Raw genomic sequence first — 10,329 nt, forward strand, 5'->3', positions numbered from 1 at the left:
CCCCGAAGCGGACGTCCGCTTCGGGGCCACCGTCATGACCGGCTGTCGGCCATCAGCTATTCATCAGCCCGTCGGGACCGAAAACGGAGTCCGGCCGGACGTCCTCCCGGACCGCCGCGCGGGCCGCAGCAGCAGGGAGAGGACCACCGCCGACACGAGCGCCCCACCGAGGATGGTCGCGCTCGGCGTGGTGTGTCCCGGACCCAGTGCGTAGTGCGTGAGGTACGACCCGAACAACGCCCCCAATGCCGCGCTGACCAGCACAGTTCTGGACGAGGGCAGGCGCGTCGGGAGCAGTCTGAGGGCCGCGGCGGCCAAGGCGAGACCGAGCAGAGCAGAGCCGAGCGCTTCCAGCAGCATGATGAGGTCCCTCCCGCAGGTCAGGGCAAATCGGATCACAGGCGTCCTACCCGAAGCGGAAGAAAGAGAAACGGCCCGGTGGGGTCAACCACCGGGCCGTTTCCTTCGGTTCTCTTCGCTCCTCAGAGCGCGCCGAAGCCCACCTTGCGGATGCTGGGCTCGCCCAGGTCGACGTACGACAGGCGGTCGGCGGGCACCAGGACCTTGCGGCCCTTGATGTCGGTGAGGCTGAGCAGCTGCGTCTTGCCGGACAGTGCGTCGGCGACGATGCTCTCGAGCTCCTCGGCGCTCAGGCCGCTCTCCAGCACGATCTCCCGGGGTGCGTGCTGCACGCCGATCTTGACCTCCACGGCTATGTCCCTCCGACGATCCGGTTCGCGCGATCACTGCGCCGTACTCGCCCCCACCCTAGCCCGCGGACGCGACGCGAATGGCGTACAGCGGACACGCTCGCAGCGAACAGGTGCGCCGCCGGGCGCGCCGACCGCGTCAGTGGCCGTCGGTGCCGTGCAGCGGGAAGCCCGCGATGCCGCGCCAGGCGAGCGAGGTCAGCAGGCCGACCGCGGTGTCCCGGGCGACCGGGCTGGAGCTGGACAGCCAGTACCGGGCCACGACCTGCGAGACCCCGCCCAGGCCCACGGCCAGCAGCATCGACTCGTCCGTCGACAGGCCGGTGTCCTCGGCGATGACCTCCGAGATCGCCTCGGCGCACTGGAGGGAGACCCGGTCGACCCGCTCGCGCACGGACGGCTCGTTGGTCAGGTCGGACTCGAAGACGAGCCGGAAGGCGCCGCCCTCGTCCTCGACGTACGCGAAGTACGCGTCCATCGTCGCGGCCACGCGCAGCTTGTTGTCGGTCGTCGACGCCAGCGCGGTGCGCACGGCCAGGAGCAGCGACTCGCAGTGCTGGTCCAGCAGGGCCAGGTACAGGTCCAGCTTGCCCGGGAAGTGCTGGTAGAGCACCGGCTTGCTGACGCCCGCGCGCTCGGCGATGTCGTCCATCGCCGCCGCGTGGTAGCCCTGGGCCACGAACACTTCCTGGGCCGCGCCCAGGAGCTGGTTGCGTCGGGCTCGGCGCGGCAGTCGGGTGCCCCGCGGGCGCGCCGCCTCGGTCTGCTCGATGGCTGTCACGCCGCCTCCCACTTTCTCTCGGAACCCTGCGGCGCAGTGCGCCGCGCCCGCCATCGTACTTTTCGGTAACCGAATCCGGGGGGTCCGGGCCGAGTTTTCTCGCGGTACGGACGCCGGCAAGCGCCGCTGGTCAGCCCGGGTCGGTCGCGGTCGGCCCGGTCAGCGGTAGTCGTCCTCGTCCAGGGCCACCACGCGCGCCTGCTCCGCCGCGTCCCCGTCCGCGGCCTCGCCGGGATCGGCCGCGATGACCGGATCGTCGTCGAGCGGGGTCAGCTCGGTGCGCTGCTCCGCCGCGTCCGCCTCGGGGGCCTCGGGTCCCGGGGCCTCCCGCACGAGGTCCTGGAAGGTCTCCGGTTCCGCAGGGTCGACCGTCATGTGGTTCCCCTCATTCCCCTCATCCCCTTCGTTTCCCGTGGATTCGCGCCTCCTCCTTCGAGCGTAGGAGCCTCCGGGGCCGGGCGCTATACGGCTCTGTGATGGCGAACACACGGTTCCGGACGTGATCCTCTCGTAACATTGCGCCCATGTCTTCGACCGAGCTGCCCGGTGTACGCTCCGCCGCCGAACCATCGGGCCTGGTGGGCGCCGTCCGCGTGGCCGACGGGGAGCGGCTGCGCACCGCGTCGCTGCCCGGTCTGACGCTGACCGTCCGCTCGCGCCCACCGGCGCGCGAAGGACTCGCACCGGCCCTCTTCGTGCACGGACTCGGCGGTTCCTCGCAGAACTGGTCGGCGCTGATGGCGCTGCTGGAGGACACCGTCGACGGCGAGGCCGTCGACCTCCCCGGCTTCGGGACCTCCCCGCCGCCCGTCGACCGGGACTACTCGGTCACCGCCATGGCCCGCGCGGTCATCCGTCACCTCGACGCCGCGGGGCGGGGGCCCGTGCACCTCGTCGGGAACTCGCTCGGCGGGGCCGTCAGCACCCGCGTCGCCGCGGTGCGGCCCGACCTCGTCCGCACCCTGACGCTGGTCTCGCCCGCCCTGCCCGAGCTGCGGGTGCAGCGTTCCGCCGTGCCCACCGGGCTGCTCGCCGTCCCCGGCGTCGCGCCGCTCTTCGCGCGCCTCAGCCGGGACCTGACCGCCGAGCAACGCACCCGCGGGGTGATGGGGCTCTGTTACGGAGACCCCTCACGGGTGACGCCGGAGGGCTTCCGGCACGCCGTGGAGGAGACCGAACGGCGGATGCGGCTCCCCTATTTCTGGGAAGCGCTCGCCCGTTCCGCGCGCGGAATCGTCGACGCCTACACGCTCGGCGGGCAGCACGGGCTGTGGCGCCAGGCCGAGCGGGTCCTCGCGCCGACCCTGCTGGTCTACGGTGGCAGGGACCAACTGGTCTCGTACCGCATGGCGCACAAGGCGGCGGCCTCCTTCCGGGGCTCGCGGCTGCTGTGCCTGCCCGAGGCCGGGCACGTGGCGATGATGGAGCACCCCGAGGTCGTGGCATCGGCCTTCCGGGACCTGCTGGGCGCCGCCGGGCAGAACGACGTACGAGACGAAGACGGCAGAGGCTGAGCACCGGTGGGACGACATAGTCGCAAGGACTCCGCTCCTCCCCGCCCGGTCCACGGTGACCAGGGCGGCCCCGACCCGGCTTCCGCGCACCCGGACGCCGCGGCGGCCGCGCCCCCGTCCGGGAGCGGGCGCCGGCACCGGCCCGAGCCCACGGCCAGCCACCAGGGGTACGTGAACCAGCCCGCGCCCGCGGCGCGCGCCGGCCACCCCGAGATCCACGAGCCCGGCGGGGCGTACGGCGACTGGCGCGCCGCTCCCCGCAGCCATCCCGCGCCGTCCCCCGCCCCCGGTGTCCCCGCGCAGGCCCAGGCCCCGACGGCGTACGGGAGCACCGCGCCGTACGGGAGCGCCGCGCCGGCCCCGGGCGCCGCGGCGTACCGGGCCGCCGTCGCCACCGCGGCCGCCGTCTTCCCCGAGGCCGCGACGCCCGAGACCGTGACGCCCGAGAGCGCGGCGCCCGAGGCCGTCGAACTCCCCGAGGCCGCGGGCGGCGTCACCTCGACCGGTTCGCACCGCCGGGTGCCCCCGCCCCGCCGCGGCTCGCGCTCGACGCCGACCGGGCGGCCCGCGGCGACCCGGGGCCGGAAGGTCCGCACGTACACCGGCATGGCCGCCGCGGCCGTCACCACCGTCCTCGCCGTCGTCGTGGCGGGCCAGGTCGTGGGGGAGGACGGCGGCAGCCACCTCGGCGTGCAGAGCGCCGGCGACACCGGCACCGACCGGGCCGCCCCCGGCCAGTCCGCGGCCTCCCGCTCCGACGGCCGCGCGACGCCCGACGCGCCCGCGGTGGGCGGCGGTCAGCAGGCGGTCGTCAAGACCTACGAGCAGAAGATGGCCGACCCCTACCCGATCGCCGCGAACCTCGCGGGCCCGGGCACCTTCGACACGGTCGCCACCGGCGCCCCGGCCCCCGGCAAGGGACGCCTCGTGCGCTACCGGGTCGACGTGGAACAGGGCCTCGGCCTGGACGCGGACCTCTTCGCCGAGGCCGTCCAGCGCACCCTGAACGATCCGCGCAGCTGGGCGCACGACGGCGACATGCGCTTCGAGCGGGTCGCCTCGGGGACGGCCGACTTCGCGATCACCCTGGCCAGCCCGGGCACCACCGGGGTGTGGTGCGCGAAGTCCAGCCTCGACACGACCGTCGACAACGTCTCCTGCGACTCCGCGTCCACCGAACGCGTGATGATCAACGCCTTCCGCTGGGCGCAGGGCTCGCCGACCTACGGCCAGGACCAGATGCTCGCCTACCGTCAGATGCTCATCAACCACGAGGTCGGGCACCGGCTCGGACACGACCACGTGAGCTGCAAGACGCCGGGCGCGCTCGCACCGATCATGCAGCAGCAGACGAAGTCGCTCGACATCGACGGAATCTCCTGCAAGCCCAACCCCTGGGTCTACCCCGTCAGTTGATCGGACCACGGCGGCGGGGGGCGCCGGGCCGGATTGACAAGGTGTTCGATGGTCGGCAATGGTTCTCCGCATGTCGCACCACCACACCATGACCGCGAGCGCCGCCATTGAGCTGGCGCTGCTCGGTGTGGCCGCGCACAGCGTGGCCGACATCCTCTGTCGCTGACGCCTGCCTGAGCGCGCGACGACCCCTCTTCACGTCATTCCGCCGCGCCCGGGCACTTCCTGCCCGCGGGTGCGGCTCCGCATGTCCCTGATCCCCTTTCGGTCGGCCTGACGGCCGGATGGCCGGACGGTCGGACGTCGCACCCCCGCGGCCCTTCCCGTTCGACCCATCACGCCGAGAGGTCCCTTTTCCGATGTTCCGTCACTCCCACATATCGCGCCGCCTGGCCGCGGTCACCGTCAGCCTCGTACTGGCCGGGGGCGCCGCGGCCTGCGGCCCCAAGGGCAGCGACGGGGAAAGCTCCGGTGCCGCCGCCTCCGGCGCCACCGGCCAGCAGCAGAAGGGCGGCACGCTGACCGTCCTCAACAACGAGCCGCAGAACGACTTCGACCCGGCCCGCCTGTACACCTCCGGCGGCGGCAACGTCCCCTCGCTGGTCTTCCGCACGCTCACCACCCGCAACCGCGAGGACGGCGCCGCCGGCGCCAAGGTGGTGCCCGACCTCGCCACCGACACCGGCAAGGCCAACGCCGACGCCACCGAGTGGACGTACACGCTCAAGGACGGGCTGAAGTACGAGGACGGCACCCCGATCACCACCGCCGACATCAAGTACGGCATCGAGCGCTCCTTCGCCGCCGAACTCTCGGGCGGCGCGCCCTACTTGAGGGACTGGCTGGTCGGCGGCGACACCTACCAGGGCCCCTACAAGGACGGCGGCAAGGGCCTCGACTCGATCGTCGTGCCCGACGCGAAGACGATCACCTTCAAGCTGCGCAAGCCCGAGGGCGAGTTCCCCTTCGTCGCCACCCAGACCCAGTTCGCGCCGGTTCCCAAGGCCAAGGACACCGGGGTCAAGTACGAGGAGCACCCGATCTCCTCGGGCCCGTACAAGGTGGTCAAGAACGAGAACGACGGCGAACGCCTGACCCTGGAGCGCAACGAGAACTGGGACCCGAAGACCGACGAGGAGCGCAAGGCCTACCCGGACAAGATCGACGTCCGCTCCGGCCTGGACTCCGCGGTCATCAACCAGCGGCTCTCCACCAGCTCCGGCGCCGACGCGGCCGCCATCACCACCGACACCAACCTGGGACCGGCCGAACTCGCCCAGATCGGCGCCGACAAGAACCTCGCCGCCCGCGTCGGCACCGGCCACTTCGGCTACATCAACTACCTGGCCTTCAACCCGAAGGTGGCCCCCTTCGACAACCCGAAGGTGCGCCAGGCCATCTCGTACGCGATCAACCGCACCAGCGTGATCAACGCCGCGGGCGGCTCCGCGCTCGCCGAGCCCGCCACCACCTTCCTGCCCGAGCGCGAGGCCTTCGGCCACGCCGCCTACGACCACTTCCCGGCGGGCAAGACCGGTGACCCGGCCAAGGCGAAGCAGCTGCTGGCCGAGGCCGGATTCAAGGACGGGCTCACCATCACGCTGACCCACTCCACCGCCCAGAACCGGCAGACCAGCCCCGAGGTCGCCACCGCCGTGCAGCAGGCGCTGGCCGCCGCCGGGATCACGGTCAAGCTGGAGGGCCTGGAGAACAACGCCTTCAACGAGAAGCGCTGGGACGTCAAGAACACCCCCGGCTTCTTCCTCTCCCGCTGGGGCGCCGACTGGCCGTCCGGCGCCCCCTTCCTCGCCCCGATCTTCGACGGCCGCCAGATCGTCAAGGACGGCTCCAACTACAACCACGCCCAGCTCGACGACCCGGCGGTCAACACCGAGATCGACGAGATCGCGAAGCTGACCGACCTCGCCGCCGCGGGCAAGCGCTGGGGCGCGCTCGACAAGAAGATCGGTGAGCAGGCGCTGGACGTCCCGCTCTTCCACCCGGTCTACAAGCGCCTCGTCGGCAAGGACGTCAAGGGCGTCGTCATCAGCGACTGGACCGGCGTCCTCGACATCTCGCAGGTCTCGGTCAAGTGACGCTCATATCCGAACGATCGGCGTCCGCGGCCGGGGTCACCACCCCGGCCGCGGGCGCCGCGCGCCTGGTCCGGCGGCGGCTGCGGCGGCGTCCCGGCGCCCTCGCGGCCGCCGCCGTGCTGGCCCTGCTCGTCCTGATCGCCCTCGCCGCGCCCCTGCTCGCCCACCTCGCGGGGCAGGACCCGAACGCCTACCACGACGACCTCGTGGACTCGGCCCGCGGCGGGGTCCCCCTCGGCTCCTTCGGCGGGGTCTCCGGCGACCACTGGCTCGGCGTCGAACCGGGCACCGGCCGGGACCTGTTCACCCGACTCGCCTACGGCGCCCGGATCTCGCTGCTCGTCGCCATCGGGGCCACCGCCCTCCAGGTGCTGACCGGGCTCGTGGCCGGACTCGCCGCCGCGCTGGGCAGCCGACCCGTGGGCCTCGTCATCGACTGGCTCACCAACGTGATGCTCGGCCTCCCGTCGATCGTCCTCGGCATCGCGCTCACCGCCGTGGTCCCCGCGGACTTCCCGCGTCCGCTGCTCCTCATCCTGATCATCGGGCTGCTCGGCTGGGGCCAGACCGCCCGCATGGTCCGCGCCCAGGCGCTCGCCCTGCGCGGCCTCGACTTCGTCGCCGCCGCCCGGCTCGGCGGCAGCGGCCGACTGCGCGTCGCCCGCCGCGAGCTGCTGCCCTCGCTGGCCGCGCCGCTGATCACCTTCGCCGCGATCCTGCTCCCCATCAGCATCGTCGCCGAGGCCTCGCTGTCCTTCCTCGGCGTCGGCGTCAAACCGCCGACCCCCTCGTGGGGGCAGATGCTCTCCTCGGCCCAGACCTGGTTCCGCGCCGACCCCATGTACGTCCTGCTGCCCGCCGGGCTGCTCTTCGTCACCACCCTCGCCTTCACCGTGCTCGGCGACGCCGTCCGCAGCGCCCTCGACCCGCGCGAGGAATCCCGGCTGCGGATCGGGTCGAGAAAGGAGCGACGGGCGTGATCCGCTTCGTCCTCAAACGGACCGGTGGCGCCCTGCTGGTGCTGCTCACCCTGTCCGTGTCCGTCTACCTCCTCTTCTACCTCGCCCCCGGCGACGCCGCCCGGCTCGCCTGCGGCGAACGCTGCAACCCGCAGCAGATCGCCCAGGTCCGCGAACAGCTCGGGCTGAACGACTCCGTGGTCGTCCAGTACCTGCACTTCCTCCAGGGCATCGTGGCCGGCCGGGACTACTCCGGCGGCGCCGCGCCCGTCCACTGCGACGCGCCCTGCCTCGGCTTCTCCTACCAGAACGACCAGCAGGTCACCCAGCTGCTCCTGGAGCGGCTGCCCGCCACCGCCTCGCTCGCCGTCGGCACCCTCGTGATCTGGCTCGCCGTCGGCGTGGGCACCGGGCTCCTCTCCGCGCTGCGCCGCGGCGGGATCACCGAGCGGGCGCTGACCGTGCTCACCCTCGCCGGCACCGGCACCCCCGTCTTCATCCTCGGCCTGCTCGCCCTGATGGTGGTGTGCGCCTACCTCCAGTGGCTGCCGTTCCCCACCTACGTGCCCTTCGGCGAGGACCCCGAGCAGTGGGCCTGGAACATGCTGCTGCCCTGGCTCGTCCTTGGCTTCTTCGAGAGCGCCAAGTACGCCCGACTGACCCGCAGTTCCACCCTGGAGACGCTCGCCGAGGACCACATCCGCACCTTCCGCGCCTACGGCGTCGCCGAGCGGCGGGTGGTCACCCGGCACGCGGTGCGCGGAGCGGTGGCGCCGGTCGTCGCGCTCAGCGCCGTCGACTTCGGCACGCTCTTCGGCGGCGCCGTCCTGACCGAGTCCCTCTTCGGCATCCCGGGGCTCGGCAAGACCCTGATCGACGGGGTCCGGGTCGTGGACCTGCCCGTGGTGGTCGGGGTGGTGCTGGTCACCGGCGCCGCCGTCGTCATCGCCGGCGCCGTCGCCGACCTGTTGTACGCCGCCGCCGACCGCCGGGTGGTGCTCACGTGACCGGGACCCCGATCGCACCCGCCGCCCCCACCGAACCGCTCGTCCAGGTCGACGACCTCGTCGTCGACTTCCCCGTCGGCGCGCCGGGGGAGTACCTACGGGCCGTGGACGGGATCTCCTTCGCCCTGGAACCCGGGCGCGCGCTCGCCGTCGTCGGCGAGTCCGGCAGCGGCAAGTCCACCGTCGCCGCCGCCCTGCTCGGCCTGCACCACGGCACCGGCGCCCGGCTCTCCGGCACCGTCCGGGTGGGCGGCACCGACGTCGGGGCCGCCGCGCCCGCCGCGCTGCGCGCGCTGCGCGGGGGCGTCGCCGCGATGGTCTTCCAGGACCCGCTCACCTCCCTCGACCCCTACTACGCCATCGGCGACCAGATCGCCGAGGTCCACCGGGTGCACGCCGACGTCTCGCGGCGCGCCGCGCGCGCCCGGGCGGTCGAGGTGCTGGACCGGGTGGGCATCCCGGACGCGGCGCGCCGCTCGCGCGCCCGCCCGCACGAGTTCAGCGGCGGCATGCGCCAGCGCGCCCTCATCGCCATGGCGCTGGCCTGCGAGCCCCGGCTGCTCGTCGCCGACGAGCCGACCACCGCGCTCGACGTCACCGTGCAGGCCCAGATCCTGGACCTGCTGCACGGGCTGCGGGAAGAGCGCGGCCTCGGCCTGCTGCTCGTCACCCACGACGTCGGGGTGGCCGCCGAGAGCGCGGACGAGCTGCTCGTGATGCGCCGCGGCAGGGCCGTCGAACACGGCCCGGTGGCGCGGGTGCTGGCCGCGCCCGGGGACCCGTACACGAAGGAACTGCTCGCGGCCGTGCCCCGGCTGGACGCCCCGCGCACCGCCGGCGCGCCCGCGGGGGACCGTACGCCCGTGGTCGAAGCGGTGGGCCTGCGAAGGGAGTTCGGGCGGCGCGGCAAGCGGGTCGCCGCCGTCGACGGGGTCTCCCTCGCCGTCGCCGCGGGCGAGACGCTGGGCATCGTCGGCGAGAGCGGCAGCGGCAAGTCCACCCTCGGCCGGATGCTCGTCGGGCTCCTGGAGCCGACCTCCGGCGCCGTCCGCCACGCCGGTCGGGAGACCTCCGGCATCGCGCCCGGCGTCCAGATGGTCTTCCAGGACCCGGTGTCCTCCCTCAACCCGCGCCGCAGCATCGGCGCGTCCATCGCCGACCCGCTGCGCGCGGCCGGTGAGCGGGACGAGGCCGTCCTGCGGGCCCGGGTCGAGGAACTGCTGGTCCGGGTCGGGCTGGAGGCGGCGCACCACGACCGCTACCCGCACGAGTTCAGCGGCGGCCAGCGCCAGCGCGTCGGGATCGCCCGCGCGCTCGCCCCCCGGCCCCGGCTGATCGTCTGCGACGAGCCGGTCTCCGCGCTCGACGTCACCACGCAGGCCCAGGTCACCGCCCTGCTCGCGGAGATCCAGCGGGAGAGCGGCATCGCGCTCGTCTTCATCGCGCACGACCTCGCCGTGGTCCGGCAGGTCAGCGACCGGGTCGTGGTCATGCGCCGCGGCGAGGTCGTCGAGCAGGGCCCGGTGGACGAGGTCTACGACCGGCCGCGGCACGCCTACACCCGGCAACTGCTGGCGGCCGTGCCCTCCTTGGACCCGACCCTGGCCGCCGAGCGGCGCGCCGCCCGGGCCCGGCAGAAGGAGGCCGCGCACCGACCCGGACACCAGCCCCCGTACCAGGCCGCTCACCAGTCTTAGCGCGGTCGAACGCGAACCGTACGGGAAAGTTACGACTCTTCACCCCTTCCGGTGGCGGGGCGGGCAACCCACCCGCGCGCCCTCGGCCAAAACCCGGGTGTTGTAGCGGCGGGGCACCCGGCCCCCGGGCGCCCCCGGGACCGGGGGTA

11 protein-coding genes are annotated in these 10,329 nt (G+C 73.4%); 7 read left to right on the forward strand and 4 right to left on the reverse strand.

The window, feature by feature from the left end:
- Positions 1-63: 63 nt before the first annotated feature.
- The 4 genes from ACFWAR_RS36955 to ACFWAR_RS36970 form a co-directional block, all read right to left on the reverse strand.
- Positions 64-360: a hypothetical protein gene (locus ACFWAR_RS36955; RefSeq protein ID WP_385787356.1), complete on the reverse strand. Its 297-nt coding sequence runs from the start codon at positions 358-360 to the stop codon at positions 64-66.
- A 122-nt stretch (positions 361-482) separates the two neighbouring features.
- Entirely contained in the window at positions 483-710 is a 228-nt protein-coding gene (locus ACFWAR_RS36960; RefSeq protein ID WP_354382327.1) for a DUF3107 domain-containing protein, read from the reverse strand.
- 139 nt (positions 711-849) lie between these two features.
- Positions 850-1,491 carry a TetR/AcrR family transcriptional regulator gene (locus ACFWAR_RS36965; protein WP_354382328.1) on the reverse strand — a complete coding sequence of 214 codons (642 nt, stop codon included), beginning with the start codon at positions 1,489-1,491 and terminating at the stop codon, positions 850-852.
- Positions 1,492-1,650: 159 nt separating this feature from the next.
- Positions 1,651-1,866, reverse strand: a complete 216-nt coding sequence (locus tag ACFWAR_RS36970; protein ID WP_385787360.1) for a hypothetical protein — start codon at positions 1,864-1,866, stop codon at positions 1,651-1,653.
- 149 nt (positions 1,867-2,015) lie between these two features.
- Between ACFWAR_RS36970 and ACFWAR_RS36975 the strand changes: the two genes are divergently transcribed.
- From ACFWAR_RS36975 to ACFWAR_RS37005, 7 genes are all read left to right on the forward strand, one after another.
- Positions 2,016-3,005 (forward strand): alpha/beta fold hydrolase, encoded by a 990-nt coding sequence (locus ACFWAR_RS36975; RefSeq protein ID WP_385787363.1) that lies wholly within the window; start codon positions 2,016-2,018, stop codon positions 3,003-3,005.
- A 6-nt stretch (positions 3,006-3,011) separates the two neighbouring features.
- Positions 3,012-4,421, forward strand: a complete 1,410-nt coding sequence (locus ACFWAR_RS36980; RefSeq protein WP_385787366.1) for a DUF3152 domain-containing protein — start codon at positions 3,012-3,014, stop codon at positions 4,419-4,421.
- 58 nt (positions 4,422-4,479) lie between these two features.
- A complete protein-coding gene (locus tag ACFWAR_RS36985) occupies positions 4,480-4,587 on the forward strand; it encodes an Ms4533A family Cys-rich leader peptide (protein WP_351050784.1) in 108 nt (35 codons plus the stop codon).
- A gap of 193 nt (positions 4,588-4,780) precedes the next feature.
- Entirely contained in the window at positions 4,781-6,517 is a 1,737-nt protein-coding gene (locus tag ACFWAR_RS36990) for an ABC transporter substrate-binding protein (RefSeq protein WP_385787370.1), read from the forward strand.
- 5 nt (positions 6,518-6,522) lie between these two features.
- A complete protein-coding gene (locus tag ACFWAR_RS36995) occupies positions 6,523-7,497 on the forward strand; it encodes an ABC transporter permease (protein WP_385787397.1) in 975 nt (324 codons plus the stop codon).
- The gene (locus tag ACFWAR_RS37000; RefSeq protein WP_385787373.1) at positions 7,494-8,483 is read left to right on the forward strand and encodes an ABC transporter permease; all 990 of its coding nucleotides are present in this window, start codon (positions 7,494-7,496) and stop codon (positions 8,481-8,483) included. Before ACFWAR_RS36995 ends, ACFWAR_RS37000 begins: the two co-directional genes overlap by 4 nt.
- Entirely contained in the window at positions 8,480-10,180 is a 1,701-nt protein-coding gene (locus tag ACFWAR_RS37005; protein WP_385787376.1) for a dipeptide ABC transporter ATP-binding protein, read from the forward strand. Before ACFWAR_RS37000 ends, ACFWAR_RS37005 begins: the two co-directional genes overlap by 4 nt.
- Positions 10,181-10,329 lie beyond the last annotated feature (149 nt).

The organism is Streptomyces sp. NPDC059917, from assembly GCF_042730635.1.
Lineage (GTDB): Bacteria > Actinomycetota > Actinomycetes > Streptomycetales > Streptomycetaceae > Streptomyces.